This window comes from Brevundimonas sp. Leaf168 (genome assembly GCF_001423685.1).
GTDB lineage: Bacteria > Pseudomonadota > Alphaproteobacteria > Caulobacterales > Caulobacteraceae > Brevundimonas > Brevundimonas vesicularis_C.
Genome location: NZ_LMOY01000012.1, coordinates 90351 through 104551, shown reverse-complemented (window position 1 = coordinate 104551; position 14201 = coordinate 90351). Strand labels below are relative to the sequence as shown.

At 66.6% G+C, this 14201-nt stretch carries 13 protein-coding genes; 8 read left to right on the top strand and 5 right to left on the bottom strand.

The features are described 5' to 3' along the window. Positions 1–48: 48 nt before the first annotated feature. The 5 genes from ASF81_RS12935 (at position 49) to ASF81_RS12915 (ending at position 6471) form a co-directional block, all read left to right on the top strand. Positions 49–1833 carry an acyl-CoA dehydrogenase gene (locus tag ASF81_RS12935; RefSeq protein ID WP_055809159.1) on the top strand — a complete coding sequence of 595 codons (1785 nt, stop codon included), beginning with the start codon at positions 49–51 and terminating at the stop codon, positions 1831–1833. A 79-nt stretch (positions 1834–1912) separates the two neighbouring features. Continuing rightward, positions 1913–4132, top strand: a complete 2220-nt coding sequence (locus ASF81_RS12930; protein ID WP_055809158.1) for a S9 family peptidase — start codon at positions 1913–1915, stop codon at positions 4130–4132. Between the two features lie 8 nt (positions 4133–4140). Beyond that, the gene (locus ASF81_RS12925; protein ID WP_055809314.1) at positions 4141–4695 is read left to right on the top strand and encodes a GNAT family N-acetyltransferase; all 555 of its coding nucleotides are present in this window, start codon (positions 4141–4143) and stop codon (positions 4693–4695) included. Between the two features lie 39 nt (positions 4696–4734). After that, on the top strand, positions 4735–5061 hold the full coding sequence (locus tag ASF81_RS12920) for a hypothetical protein (RefSeq protein WP_055809153.1): 327 nt from the start codon (positions 4735–4737) through the stop codon (positions 5059–5061). Between the two features lie 57 nt (positions 5062–5118). After that, entirely contained in the window at positions 5119–6471 is a 1353-nt protein-coding gene (locus ASF81_RS12915) for a hypothetical protein (RefSeq protein ID WP_055809150.1), read from the top strand. A gap of 1 nt (position 6472) precedes the next feature. Here the strand turns inward: ASF81_RS12915 and ASF81_RS15310 are convergent, their stop codons facing one another. The 4 genes from ASF81_RS15310 to tpiA all read right to left on the bottom strand — a co-directional run bounded on the left by ASF81_RS15310 (position 6473) and on the right by tpiA (position 9759). Continuing rightward, positions 6473–6637 (bottom strand): hypothetical protein, encoded by a 165-nt coding sequence (locus tag ASF81_RS15310; protein ID WP_200932967.1) that lies wholly within the window; start codon positions 6635–6637, stop codon positions 6473–6475. Positions 6638–6735: 98 nt separating this feature from the next. Beyond that, positions 6736–8388 carry a CTP synthase gene (locus ASF81_RS12910; RefSeq protein WP_055809148.1) on the bottom strand — a complete coding sequence of 551 codons (1653 nt, stop codon included), beginning with the start codon at positions 8386–8388 and terminating at the stop codon, positions 6736–6738. Between the two features lie 122 nt (positions 8389–8510). Beyond that, on the bottom strand, positions 8511–8942 hold the full coding sequence (gene secG, locus ASF81_RS12905; RefSeq protein ID WP_055809145.1) for a preprotein translocase subunit SecG: 432 nt from the start codon (positions 8940–8942) through the stop codon (positions 8511–8513). 64 nt (positions 8943–9006) lie between these two features. After that, positions 9007–9759: a triose-phosphate isomerase gene (gene tpiA, locus ASF81_RS12900; RefSeq protein ID WP_055809143.1), complete on the bottom strand. Its 753-nt coding sequence runs from the start codon at positions 9757–9759 to the stop codon at positions 9007–9009. Between the two features lie 140 nt (positions 9760–9899). Here tpiA and ASF81_RS12895 point away from each other — a divergent pair, with 140 nt between their 5' ends. Both ASF81_RS12895 and trpE read left to right on the top strand, forming a co-directional pair. Next, the gene (locus tag ASF81_RS12895; protein WP_055809141.1) at positions 9900–11807 is read left to right on the top strand and encodes a peptidylprolyl isomerase; all 1908 of its coding nucleotides are present in this window, start codon (positions 9900–9902) and stop codon (positions 11805–11807) included. Beyond that, the gene (gene trpE, locus ASF81_RS12890; protein ID WP_055809139.1) at positions 11804–13321 is read left to right on the top strand and encodes an anthranilate synthase component I; all 1518 of its coding nucleotides are present in this window, start codon (positions 11804–11806) and stop codon (positions 13319–13321) included. Before ASF81_RS12895 ends, trpE begins: the two co-directional genes overlap by 4 nt. On the opposite strand, the gene ASF81_RS12885 is transcribed toward trpE, so the two are convergent. Further along, positions 13318–13521, bottom strand: a complete 204-nt coding sequence (locus ASF81_RS12885) for a hypothetical protein (protein ID WP_055809137.1) — start codon at positions 13519–13521, stop codon at positions 13318–13320. The genes trpE and ASF81_RS12885 overlap by 4 nt on opposite strands. Positions 13522–13609: 88 nt before the next feature. Here ASF81_RS12885 and ASF81_RS12880 point away from each other — a divergent pair, with 88 nt between their 5' ends. Next, complete coding sequence (locus ASF81_RS12880; protein WP_055809135.1) at positions 13610–14200, top strand: aminodeoxychorismate/anthranilate synthase component II; 591 nt, start codon at positions 13610–13612, stop codon at positions 14198–14200. Position 14201 lies beyond the last annotated feature (1 nt).

Here is a 14201-nt window from a genome sequence, read left to right as displayed (position 1 = left end):
ACAGGCCCCGACGCGGCACTTAGGCCGCAAAGACGATTGAGGAAACCCATGACCTATCGCGCGCCCGTTCGAGACCTGGCCTTCACTCTGGAATCCGTCGCCGGCATGGCCGACGTGGCCGCAACCGGCGCCTTTCCCGACTATGACGCCGATGTCGCCGGCGCCGTTCTGGAGGCGGCGGGACAGTTCTCCGAAGAGGTGCTGGCGCCGCTAAACCGGATTGGGGATCAGAAGGGCTCGACCTACGCCAACGGCGCCGTCACCGCCGCGCCTGGCTTCGCCGACGCCTATCGCCAGTTCGCGGCCGGCGGCTGGACCGGGCTGTCGGCCTCGACCGAAGCCGGCGGACAGGCCCTGCCCAAGGCGCTGGAACTGGCGGCTTATGAGACCGTCCATGCCGCCAACATGGCGTTCGGCCTGTGCCCCATGCTGTCGCTGGCCTCGATCGAGGCGCTGGAGCAGGTCGGAACGGAAGAGCAGAAGGCCAAATATCTGACCAAGCTGGTCAGCGGTGAATGGACCGGCGCCATGGTGCTGACCGAGCCGGGCGCCGGATCGGACCTTGGTTCGCTGATCACCACAGCGACGCCGAACGGCGACGGGACATATGCGCTGAACGGGCAGAAGATTTACATCACCTGGGGCGACCACGACGCGACCGACAACATCGTCCATCTGGTGCTGGCCCGCCTGCCGGACGCGCCCAAGGGCCCCAAGGGCATCAGCCTGTTCCTGGCGTCGAAGTTTGCGGTGAAGGAAGACGGCACGCTGGGCGACCGCAACGCCTTCCGCCCGGTCGGCGTCGAGCACAAGCTGGGCATCCACGCCTCTCCGACCTGCGTCATGAGCTATGAAGGGGCGACCGCGGAGTTGGTCGGTCAGCCGAACCAGGGCCTGGCCCATATGTTCGTGATGATGAACGCGGCGCGCCTGGCCGTCGGCGTCGAAGGCGTCGGCATCGCCGAACGCGCCTATCAGCACGCCCTCGCCTATGCCTTGGACCGCCGTCAGGGTCGCTCGGTCTGGACCGGCGAGGCCAACGCCCCGATCTTTGACCATCCCGACGTGCGCCGCATGCTCAGCGTCATGAAGGCCAAGATTTCGGCGGCGCGCGCCGTTTGCCTGTCGACCGGCGTGGCCGCCGATCTGGCCCGCCACGCCGGGACCGAGGAGGAACGCCGCCGCTGGAAGGGACGCGAGGACCTGTTCACCCCGATCGCCAAGGCCTGGTCCACCGATATCGGCTGCGAGGTCGCCTCGATGGGCGTCCAGATCCATGGCGGCATGGGCTTCATCGAGGAGACCGGCGCGGCGCAATACTATCGCGACGCCCGCATCGCCCCGATCTACGAAGGCACCAACGGCATTCAGGCCATGGATCTGGTCGGTCGCAAACTGTCGATGGACGGCGGCGATGCAGCCAAGGCGCTGATCGCGGACATGAAGGCGACGCTGGTCGATCTCGGCAAGCTCTACAGCGGCAAGCCGGTCGAACGGTTCGCCACCGCCATCGAGGCGGTCGAGGACGCGACCCTGTGGCTGCTGGATCAGAAGGCCGATCCGAACGCCGCGGCGGATGTGCTGGCGGCGGCCGACGCCTATCTGAAACTGCTGGGTGATGTGGCCGGCGGCTGGATGCTGGCCAAAGGCGCGCTTGCCGCCAAGGCGAAGCTGGACGCCAACGACGGCGATCCGGTTTGGCTGCAGGGCAAGCTGGACCTCTACGAAGTCTATGCCGCCAATGTGCTGGGCCACGTCTCCAGCCGACTGGCTGCCGTGGGTCAGGGCGGCGACCTGCTGCGGCGGATGACGGTGGACGCGCTGGCCGGATGATCGGCTCGGCGTTTCTCCGTTTGACGTAGAGGGGGCCGGACCTTCAAGGTCCGCCCTTCAAACAAGCAGGGAGCGTCCGATGAATCGTCGGCAACTGATCATGTCCACGGCGGCGACCGCCCTCGCCGTCTCGGCCTCCCCCGCGCTCGCCCGTCAGTCCACCGGATCCCCCATGCCTCAGCCGCCCGTCGCCAAGAAAATCCCTGTCGTCATCGAACAACTGGGCCGCACCCGGACCGACGACTATCAGTGGATGAAGGACGACAATTGGCAGGCGGTCCTGCGCGATCCGACCCTGATCAAGGCCGAGGTCAAGGAGCACCTGACCGCCGAGAACGCCTACCGCGAGGCCATGATGGCCTCCACCCTGCCCTTGCAGGAGACGATGTTCGCGGAGATGCGCGGCCGCATCAAGGAAGACGACAGCTCGGTTCCCGCGCCGGACGGCGGCTGGAACTACTATGTCGAATACCAGACCGGCGATCAGCACCCCCGCTACATGCGCGTCGAGCGTCAGGGCACCTGGATGGTCGATGGTCAGCCGGTGACGAAAAACTTCGTCATGGCCCCCACACCTCAGCTGCTGCTTGACGCCAACGAACTGGCCAAGGGCAAGGCCTATTCGGAAGTGTCGGCCGCAAGCCACAGCCCGGATCATATCCTGTTCGCCTATGCCGAGGACGCCCAGGGTTCCGAGGTCCACAAGATTTACGTCAAGGATCTGGCCACCGGCGAGGTGCTGCCCGAGGTGATCGACAGCGCCACCGGCGACTTCGTTTTCTCGCCGGACAGCCAGTGGATCTTCTGGACCAACCGCGACGATAACGGCCGTCCGGACAAGATCTTCCGTCGCCCGGCGCGCGGCGGCGAGACCACCCTGGTCTATGAGGAAGACGACGACGGCATGTTCATCGGCGTGGGCCGCACGGCCGACGACCAGTTCATCGTCATCGGCATCCAGAACCAGGAAACGTCGGAGGCGCGCTACATTCCCGCCGCCACGCCGACGGCCGAACCCGTCGTGCTGGAGCCGCGCGTGGTCGCGACCCGCTATGACGTCGATCACTGGGGCGACCGCTGGGTGATCCGCACGAATGCGGACGAGGCCATCGATTTCAAGATCGTCCAGGCTCCGACCGCGACGCCGGCCAAGGCGAACTGGACCGATCTGGTGCCGCACACGCCGGGCCGCTTCATCGAAGGTCTGGACCTGACCAACGCCCATCTGGCGCGTCAGGAACGTGCAGACGCCAATACGCGCATCATCATCCGCGACCGGGCCGGCGCCGAGCATGAGATCGCGGTGGACGAACCGGCCTTCGCCCTGTCGCTGGCCGGCGCCTCCGAATACGAGACGACGACCACCCGCTACACCTACAACTCGCCGTCCACGCCGACGCAAACGTTCGACTACGACATGGCGTCGCGCGAGCGGACCCTGCGCAAGACGCAGCAGATTCCGTCCGGTCACAATATCGAAGATTATGTGGTCGAACGGCTGAACGCCCCGGCAGCCGATGGTCAGCTGGTGCCGGTGACGGTGCTGCGTCGCAAATCGACGCCCGTCGACGGTTCGGCGCCCCTGCTGCTCTACGGATACGGGTCCTACGGCATCCCCATGCCGGCCAGTTTCTCGACCAACCGACTGTCGCTGGTGGACCGCGGCTGGATCTACGCCATAGCCCATATTCGTGGCGGGTCCGACAAGGGTTGGGGCTGGTTCCTCGACGCCCGGAAGATGACGAAGAAGAACACCTTCACCGACTTCATCGCTTCCGCCGAACACCTGATCGACAAGAACTACGCCACGGCCGGAAAAATCGTGGCCCAGGGCGGATCGGCGGGCGGTCTGCTGATGGGCGCGGTCAACAATATGCGGCCCGACCTTTGGGCCGGGATCATCGGTCAGGTGCCGTTCGTGGACGTGATCAACACCATGTCGGACACCTCCCTGCCGCTGACGCCGCCCGAATGGCCCGAGTGGGGCAATCCGATCGAGGACCCGGCCGCCTACGATTACATGATGAGCTACAGCCCCTACGATCAGGTCGAGCCGAAAGCCTATCCGGCGGTGCTGGCGACGGGGGGCCTGTCCGATCCGCGCGTCACCTACTGGGAGCCGGAGAAGTGGGTGGCCAAGCTGCGACCCGCCACCACCTCGGGCAAGCCGGTGCTGCTGAAGATCAACATGGAGGCCGGTCACGGCGGCGCGGCCGGACGGTTCGACTATCTGAAGGAAGTCGCCCACGACTACGCCTTCGCCGTCTGGGCTATCGACAAGGGCTGGGAGCCCGCGTGAGCGCGCTGATGGTTCGCGACGCCCGTCCCGACGACATTGCGGCGATCACGGCCATCTATGCCGAAAGCGTCGCCAACGGGCGCGGCACTTTCGAGCTGGAGGCGCCCGACGAGGTCGAAATGGCCTCGCGGTTCGCCGCCGTCGAAGCCCTCGGTCTGCCGCGCCTTGTGGTCGAGATCGACGGCGGAGTCGCCGGATACGCCTATGCCGGGCCGTTTCGTACGCGTCAGGCCTATCGCTACATGGTCGAGGACTCGATCTACGTCGCGCCTTGGGCCAGGGGGCGCGGCGTCGCGGGCGCCCTGCTCGATGCGCTGATCGCCCGCTGCGAAGTGATGGGTCTTCGTCAGATGGTCGCGGTCATCGGTGATGCGGAGAACGTCGGCTCAATCGCCCTGCACCGCACGCGGGGCTTCACCGACGCCGGCGTGTTCAAGGCGGCCGGCTGGAAGCACGACGACTGGCGCGACGTGGTGTTCATGCAGCGCGCGCTGGGCAATGGCGGCGCCACAGCGCCCGACGCGGCGGGCCTGCCGCTTGTCGACAAAAAGCCGCTGCGCTGACGCATTGCGGCGTCATCACCCGACGCCTATCCTGACGCCGTGAAGATCGTTCAATCCCTGTTGTTGCTGATCGGTGCCCTGTCGGTGCTGGCGCTCGGCGCGGTCGGCGCCTCGGCGTCGCCGGCGACCGCTGCGCCCTGCCATGAGACGGGTCAGTCTTATCCCAATCAGACGCCGAGCCATGCGCCAAAGGCCATGAAGGCGATGGTCTGCTGCGTCGCCTGCGTCGCGGCACCGACGCTGGACCCCGCGCCGGTTTCCGGTCCAACCCTGGCGCCGTCGCGCATCGCCGCGGTTCCGGCCGCCTTGCCGGCCGGTCAACTGCTGGCGCCCGAACCCGGACCACCCCGCCTGCTGATCGTCTGACACACCTTGCGCCTCTCGCAAGGCGCACTCCGTCACGATCATCAGAGGAGGCCTTGAATGGCTATCCGTACTCTCGTCGGCGCCTGCGCCGGCGCTTCCCTGCTCGCCCTAGCTCAGGCCGCGGCGGCGCAGGATCACTCTCACCATGCGTCGAGCAAGCCCACTGCCGATCCGCACGCGGGTCACGACATGCCCATGTCATCCGCCGAACCGATGACCGATCACGCCAGCATGGGTCACACGATGACCAGCCCGTATGGACCCTGGCCCATCAACCGCGACGCCTCAGGCACCGCCTGGCAACCCGATGCGGGCGAGCACGGCGGCATCCACACCGTCCGTGGCGACTGGATGGTGATGACCCACGCCATGCTGAACCTGGTCTATGACACCCAGTCCGGACCGCGCGGCGGCGACAAGACCTTCGTCGCCGGCATGCTGATGACCTCAGCGCGGCGTGACTTCGACGACGGTTCAAAGCTGAACTTGCGCGCAATGCTCAGCCCGGACCCGTTGATGGGCAAATCCGGCTATCCGCTGCTTCTCGCGGCGGGCGAGACGGCGGACGGGGTCAATCCGCTGGTCGATCGACAGCATCCGCACGATCTCTTCATGGAGCTGTCGGCCAGCTATTCGAAACGACTGTCCGACAAGGACAGCGTCTATGGCTACATTGGCCTGCCCGGCGAACCTGCCTTCGGCCCGCCGGCCTTCATGCACCGCATGAGCGCGATGGACAGTCCCGAGGCGCCGATCACCCACCACTGGCTCGACTCGACCCACATCGTCTTCGGCGTGACCACTCTGGGCTGGGCGCGCGACCGCTTCAAGATCGAGACGTCGGCCTTCAAGGGACGCGAGCCGGACGAGGAGCGCTGGGGCATCGATTCGCCACGGCTGGACAGTTGGTCGGTGCGGGCTGCTTGGAACCCGACCGGCAACTGGTCGCTGCAGGCGTCCTACGCCGATGTCTCCGCGCCGGAACAGCTGGAGCCCGACGAGAACGAAACGAAATGGTCGGCCAGCGCCATCCACACCCGCCGTCTGGGCGATGACGGCTGGTGGTCCTCGACCCTGGCCTGGGGCCGAAAGACCAACGATCACGGCGAATCAAAGGACGGCTGGTTGCTGGAAACGGCGGTCCATCCCAACGACCGCTGGACGGTCTTCGCCCGTGCCGAGCGGATCGAGACGGATGAACTGGTTCCCGGCGTCGGCGGCGGTCACGGCCCGCTCTATACGGTGGGCAAGGCGTCGGTCGGTATTGTCCGCGACTGGCGGATCGCCGAACACGTCCGGTTCGGCCTCGGCGGTCTCTATGCCATGAATCGCGTGCCGACGGCGTTGGAGCCTCTGTATGGCGGCGATCCCGACGGGGCGATGCTCTTCGTGCGGCTGAAGATCGACTGATCTAGCTCAAGGCCTGCCCGGCTTCGGCCGGGCGGCCCGGCGGCTGGTCCAGAAGCCGCAGCGCTTCATAGCCGACCAGGACCACGCCGAGCACGAGCATCAGCGCTCCGGCGATCAGCACCAGGCGCACATGCCGATGCAGATGATAAAGCAACTCGCCGATCATCGACGGTCCCGCCGCATTCGGATCGTGCCAATTCGATCCGTTCCGGACAGTCTACTGCAAAACGCGGACCCGATGGAGTCTGTGAGAACCGCGTTCCGTCAGACCAGGCGGCTTTGCACCACCGCCGCGCCGATGAAGCTGGCGAACAGAGGGTGCGGCGCAAACGGACGGCTCTTCAGCTCGGGGTGATACTGAACGCCGATGAACCAGGGGTGGTCTGGGCGTTCAACCGTCTCAGGCAGAACGCCGTCAGGCGAGAGACCGGCGAAGACCAGCCCGCCCTTCTGCTCGATCGCCTCGCGATAGTTGATGTTGACCTCGTAGCGGTGGCGGTGACGTTCGCTGATCGCGGTCGAGCCGTAGATCTCAGCGATCTTGGACCCGGCTGTCAGAGTCGAATCATAGGCGCCCAGCCGCATGGTGCCGCCCAGGTCGCCGCCCTGCTGACGCAGGACGCGTTGGTTGCCTTGGGTCCATTCCGTCATCAGGCCGACGACCGGCTCGGCGGTCGGGCCGAATTCGGTGGACGAGGCCTTGGGATAGCCGGCCAGGTTCCGCGCCGCCTCGATCACCGCCATCTGCATGCCGAAGCAGATGCCGAAGTAAGGGATGTTGCGTTCACGGGCGAAGCGGGCCGCCTCGATCTTGCCTTCCGAGCCGCGCTCGCCGAAGCCGCCCGGCACCAGGACGGCGTGCGCGCCTTGCAGCCGCTCCTCGCAGGCCTCGGGATCGCCTTCGAAGGTGTCGGCCTCGACCCAGTCGATGTTGACCTTAACGTTGTTGGCCACGCCGCCGTGATGCAGGGCCTCGATCAGGGACTTATAGGCGTCCTTGAGGACGGTGTATTTGCCGACCACGGCGATGGTGACCTCGCCGTCGGGCTGCAGGCGGCGACGTGCGATCTCCTGCCAGCCGGTCAGATCCGGCTCGGGCGCGTCGCTTATGCCGAAGTGCGCCAGGACTTCGCGGTCCAGACCCTCGCGGTGATAGTCCAGCGGCACGGCATAGATGTCGGCGGAGTCCATCGCCTGGATGACGCCGCTTTCGCGCACGTTGCAGAACTGGCCGATCTTGCGCTTTTCCTCAGCCGGGATCGGCTGCTCGCAGCGGCACAGCAGGATGTCCGGCTGAATGCCGATGGAGCGCAGTTCCTTGACCGAGTGCTGGGTCGGCTTGGTCTTCATCTCGCCGGCCGTCTTAATGAACGGCAGCAGCGTCAGATGGACAAAGCAACTCTGGCCGCGCGGCAGGTCCTGCCCCAACTGGCGGATCGCCTCAAAGAAGGGCAGGCCCTCAATGTCGCCGACCGTGCCGCCGATCTCGACCAGCACGAAGTCGACGTCTTCGCCCGCGTCGGTCAGGGCGGGCGTCAGGCAGAAGGACTTGATCTGGTCGGTCACGTGCGGAATGACCTGGACGGTGGCGCCCAGATAGTCGCCGCGACGCTCTTTCTCCAGAATGGTCGAATAGATCCGGCCGGTCGTGATGTTGTCGGACTTGGCCGCCGATACGCCGGTGAACCGCTCATAGTGGCCCAGGTCCAGGTCGGTCTCGGCGCCGTCGTCGGTCACGAAGACCTCGCCGTGCTGATACGGGCTCATCGTGCCCGGATCGACATTCAGATAGGGGTCGAGCTTGCGCAGGCGGACCTTGTAGCCGCGCGCCTGCAAAAGAGCGCCGAGAGCGGCGGAGGCGAGGCCTTTTCCTAACGAGGAAACCACGCCGCCGGTGATGAACACATAGCGAGCCATGGGGGGACACCTTACTCCATGATTCGCGGCTCGGTCATGCCGCCGTCGAATCGAACTGTTGATCAAAAGAAGAAAGCGCGCCCTGCGGCGCGCCTTCGGAAACTCGGGTCTCTGTCGGAGCCCTATTGGGCGGGCTGTTGAGCCGGCGCCGGAGCGGTGGAGGCCGACGGCAGGCTGGCTTCCAGATCATCCAGCGAGGGCGTCGCCGGTTTGGCCGGCGCAGCGGGCTGCTGCTGGGCGGGTTGCTGCGTCGGGGTCTGCGGCGTCGTGGCCAACGAACCCACAGCGTCGGCGTCGATGCCGGACACCGAGGCGCGGTCCATATTGCCGACGACCGTCAGAATGATCGTCAGGGCGAACAGCGCGGCGGCCAGCCACCAGGTGGTGACGGTCAGAAGATTGCCTGCGCCGCGCGCGGTCATGAAGCCCGACGGACCGCCGCCCATGCCCAAGGCGCCGCCCTCGGACTTCTGAAGCAGGACAATGCCCGTCAGCGCGATGGCGACGATGATGATGGCGACGAGCAGGATGGTCTGGAGCATGGCGTCATTCATGTGGGCGCGGATCTGCGCCGATCAAGCGGCGGCCTCTATCATCGAAGCGCGCCAGGGGCAAACGTCACGCGGCGGCGTTGACGATCGGCGTGAAGTCCTCGGCCTTCAAGGACGCGCCGCCGACCAAGGCCCCGCCGACTTCCGCCGTGGCCAGAATGTCGCGCGCATTCTCCGGTTTGACTGAACCGCCATACAGAATGGGCGCGGTGCGAGCGCCTTCTCCCAGCTTTGCGACGATGGCGGCGCGCACGGCGGCATGGACCTCGGCGATCTGATCCAGCGTCGGGGTCAGGCCCGTTCCGATGGCCCAGACCGGTTCATAGGCCACCGCGAAGTCGCGCTCGGCCAGGCTTGACGGCAGCGAGCCCGCGACCTGACCCGACACGACGGCGATAGCGTCGCCTGCCTCGCGCTGCTGCAGAGTTTCACCGATGCACACGATGGGTTCCAGTCCGGCGGCGACGGCGGCCTCGACCTTGGCGGCGACGTCCGCATCGGTCTCGCCGAAAGCGGAGCGGCGTTCGGAATGCCCAAGAATCACCACGGTCGCGCCGGCGTCGGCCAGCATTTCGGCCGACACCGAGCCGGTGAAGGCGCCGGCGGGCTTCTCATGGCAATCCTGACCGCCCACGGCCACGCCACTGCCCGTCAGGGCGGACTGCATGCGGTCGATCAGTGTCGCCGGCGGGCACAGCACCACACGGCATCCCTGCCCCATCGTTCCGACAGCGTCCCTTATGGCCTCAGCCTGCGCCAAGGCGGCCGAGACGCCATTCATCTTCCAATTGCCGACGATCATCTTCACGGATTGTTTCATGGCCGCCTGTCTAGAAGGCGAAAACCGTCAAGCCAAGAGGCGCCGCCGCAATCCGGACACGAAGCCATCCTTGCAGCGGCGGCCCCGCCCCGACTATACGCGACGATTGACGCCAATATCGGCCAGTCCCGGGTTTTCGAATGCTCACCGCCTTCCGCGCCTTCTCTCGATCCAAATGGGCGGCCGCCCTGCTTGTCCTGATCGCGATCAGCTTCGTGATCGTCGGCGCGCGGATGGACGTCTTCTCCAACCTTGGACCGAAACACGTCATCGACGCGGGCGACCGCTCGATGAACGAAGTCGAGTTCCGCACGGCTTTCGATCAGGTGCGTGAACGGCTGCAGCAGCAGGTCGGCCGTCCCCTGACGAACCAGGAGCTGGTTGCGGAAAACATTCACGTCCGCTTCCTGACCGAGCAGACGCAGCAGCTGGGCTTCCTGAATTGGGCCTACAAGGCGGGCATCCGCCCGGGCAAGGAACTGATCGTCAAGCAGATCCGCCAGATCCCGGCCTTCTTCAACTCGGTCACCGGACAGTTCGACCAGCAGGCCTATGAGGCGGCGCTTGCGCAGCAGAACCTGACGCCCGCCATGCTGGAGCAGGACCTGCGCGACCAATACGCGACGGAACATTTCGGCGCCGCCGTCTTCGCCGGCGCGCGCGTGCCGCGCATCTATGGCGCGCTGCTGGCCGGTTCCGCCTTCGAAAGCCGCGACGGTCGTTGGTTCGAGGTTACCCCCGCGATGGCCGGTCAGATCCCCGCCCCGACTGACGCCCAGTTGAACGCCTTCATCCAGGAGAACGCCGACCGTCTGCGCGCGCCCGAGTTCCGCATGGTGTCGGTGGTTCTGTTTACGCCTGAGGCTTCGGCCAATGCGCCGATCTCGGAAGACCGCATCCGCGAGCGCTTCGAGTTTAAGAAGGATACGTTGAGCAAGCCCGAGACGCGCTCGTTCGTCACCCTGACCGCGCCGAACCGCGAGACGGCCCAGAAGATCGCCGCCGCTCTGCGCGCGGGCCAATCGCCCGCCGACGTCGGTCGCGCCAACAACATCACGCCAGCCGCCTTCAACGAGACCCCTCGCTCGGCCATCGGCGACGCGGCGACCGCAGCCGCCGTCTTCGGCCTGCAAGCCAATCAGGTGTCCAACCCGGTTCAGGCCGGTGTCGGCTTCGCGGTCGCCAAGGTCACGGCCGTTCAACCCGCCGCGCCCGCCACGCTGGACAGCGCTCGTGAGGAGCTGATCCAGGAACTGCGCGCCGAAGACGTGAAGACCCAGACCTACGCCAAGGTCGAGAAGTACGAAGCCGCCCGCACGGCCGGTAAGAACCTGGCTGACGCGGCGCGTGAGGCCGGCGGTCGCGTCGTCGATCTGCCGCCCTTCACCAAGGACGGCAAGCTGCCGAACGGTCAGGCGCTGAACGCCCCGCCGCAAATCTTCGAGACGGCCTGGAGCCTGACCAAGGGCGGCGAAAGCGACGTCATCGACGCCGGTCAGGGCCAGTATTTCGCCGTGCGCGTCAACGACATCCGCCCGTCGGCCCTGCCGACCCTGGCAGAGGTGCGTGAGCCCCTGGCCGCCCAATGGATCCAGCGGGAGACCATGCGTCGCCTGTCGGCCAAGGCCGAAGAGCTGACGACCCGCGTGCGCAATGGCGAGGACATCGCCGCGGTCGCCCGCTCGGTCAATGCGCCGCTGACCGTGCGCACCGGCGTCATCCGCAATCAGCAAACCCAGGAAGCCCTGGGTCAGGGCGTGCTTCAGGGTCTCTTCGGCCAGTCCAAGGGCCAGGCCTTCTCGCAGCCGGCGTCGCAGACCGCCTATGTGGTCGGCCGCGTCGACAACGTCCGCGCCGCCAATCCGGCCGTAGCCGGTCCGCTGGCCGAGCAGGTCCGCCCGCGCCTGACCCAGGAGTTGGTGCAGGCGATGGTCGAATCGTCGGTCTCGGCGGGCGCTCAGCGCTCCAAGGCCAAGAACGACCCGGCCCAGGCGCTGTCGGCCCTGGGTCTGTCGGGTGGCGCAACGCCCGCCGCACCGGCGCAATGACCGACGACGCTTCGCGCGACATCACGCTCGACGCCTTCGCGGCCGGCCTTTCGGCTGGTCGGCCGCAGGTCCTGGTTCGCCGGATTATCGACGACCTGGAAACCCCGGTCTCGGCCTATCTGAAGCTGGGGCGCGATCGGCCGTACGCCTGTCTACTGGAGTCGGTCGAGGGCGGTGCCGTCAAGGGACGCTATTCCATCCTCACGCTGGATCCCGATGTGGTCTGGCGTTGTCGCTCCAACGCGGCGGAACTGTCGCGCGGCTCAGCCATAGGCGAAGGTCGGTTTACAGCCGAACACCTGCCAGCGCTGCAATCCCTGCGCGCGCTGATCGCGGCGTCGAAGTTCGATCTGCCGGCGGGACTGCCGCCGATGGCCGCCGGCCTGTTCGGCGTCTTCGGCTACGACATGGTGCGACTGCTGGAGCCGCTGGGCGCGCCGAATCCTGATCCGCTCGATCTGCCCGACGCCGTGCTGACGCGGCCGTCGCTGGTGGCCATCTTCGATTCGGTCCGTCACGAGATCGTTCTGGTGTCGGCCGCCTATCCCGACGCCGGCATCGCCGCGCAAGAGGCGTTCGACGCCGCGACGGCGCGGCTGGACGCGTTCGAGACGGCCTTGCGCGAGCCTCTGCCCATCCGCGCCACCCCGCAGCAAACGCCGGCTCCCGTCTTCACCTCGCCGGTGGACGAGCCGGCCTTCGGCGAGATGGTCGCCAAAGCCAAGGACTATATCGGCGCCGGCGACATTTTCCAGGTCGTGCTCAGCCATCGGTTCTCAGCCCCGTGGACGGACGATCCCTTCGCCTTCTATCGCTCGCTGCGTCGCCAGAACCCCTCGCCCTATCTGTTCTATCTGAACTTCGAAGGTTTCCAGCTCGCCGGCTCCAGCCCCGAGATCCTGGTTCGGCTGAAGGACGGCGAGGTCACGATCCGGCCGCTGGCCGGCACCCGCATGCGCGGCGCGACGCCAGAGGCGGACAAGGCGCTGGAAGTCGAACTTTTGGCTGATCCGAAAGAGCTGGCCGAGCATCTGATGCTGCTGGACCTGGGCCGCAACGATGTCGGGCGCGTCGCGGCGCCTGGCTCGGTCGAGGTCACCGAGAGCTTCGTCGTCGAACGCTACAGCCAGGTCATGCACATCGTTTCCAACGTGCGCGGCAAGGCTGACCCCAGGCTGGATGCGGTGGACACGCTGCTGGCCGCCCTGCCCGCCGGGACCCTGTCGGGCGCGCCCAAGGTGCGCGCGATGGAGATCATCGACGAACTGGAAAGCGAAAAGCGCGGCGTCGGTTATGGCGGCGGCGTCGGCTATATTTCGGCTGGCGGCGAGGCGGACATCTGCATCACCCTCCGCACCGCCCTTTTCGCCGACGATCGGATCTTCGTTCAGGCCGGGGCCGGCGTCGTCGCCGACAGCGACCCTGCGGCCGAGTACGCCGAGACCCAGCACAAGGCGCGCGCGCCGATGCGCGCGGCGGAAGACGCCTGGCGCTTTCGGACCGGCAATCGCTAGCGCGAAATCGTCATTGCCGGGTCGTTGAACTGCACGCCCGGCCCGATGATGACGACGCCCGCCATCAAAACTGCCGCAGTCGCCGCGAGCGCGGCTGCGCCAAGCGCGGCGACGGGGTTGGGCCTGGTTTCGACCACGACCAGCTTCGCCTTGGCGGCGGCAATCTTGGCGGCGATGTCTTTTTCAGCGGCGAGTTTCACCCGCCCAGTCCTAGCCCCGTCGAGTTAAAATGCGCTTTAAGGCCGCGCCCGCTTGGCGCGGACGCGCGTCGAGCCTAGAAGCCAAGCCATGATCCTCGTCGTCGATAACTACGACAGCTTCACCTACAATCTCGTCCACTACCTCGCGGAGTTGGGCGCGCCGACGCATGTGGTGCGCAACGACGACCTGTCGGTGGACGAGGCGTGGGCGCTGAACCCCGCCGCCGTTCTGCTGTCGCCCGGCCCTTGCGCGCCGGATCAGGCGGGCATCTGCCTGCCGTTGATCACGACAGCGCCAGCGTCGATGCCGATCCTGGGCGTATGTCTGGGTCATCAAGCCATCGGCCAGGCGTTCGGCGGCGACGTCATCCGCGCCAAGACCCTGATGCACGGCAAGACCTCGCCGATCCTGCATGAGGGCCAGAGCGTCTTCGCCGGCCTACCCTCACCCTTCACCGCCACACGCTATCATTCGCTGGCGGTCAAGCGCGAAACCCTGCCCGAAGACCTGGAGGTCACCGCCTGGACCGCCGACGGGGAGATCATGGGTCTGCAGCACCGTACGCGCCCGATCCACGGCGTTCAGTTCCACCCGGAATCCATCGCCACCGAGCACGGTCACGACATGCTGGCCAACTTCCTTGATATCGCCGGCGTAAAGCGCCTCGCGGCCGCCTGAC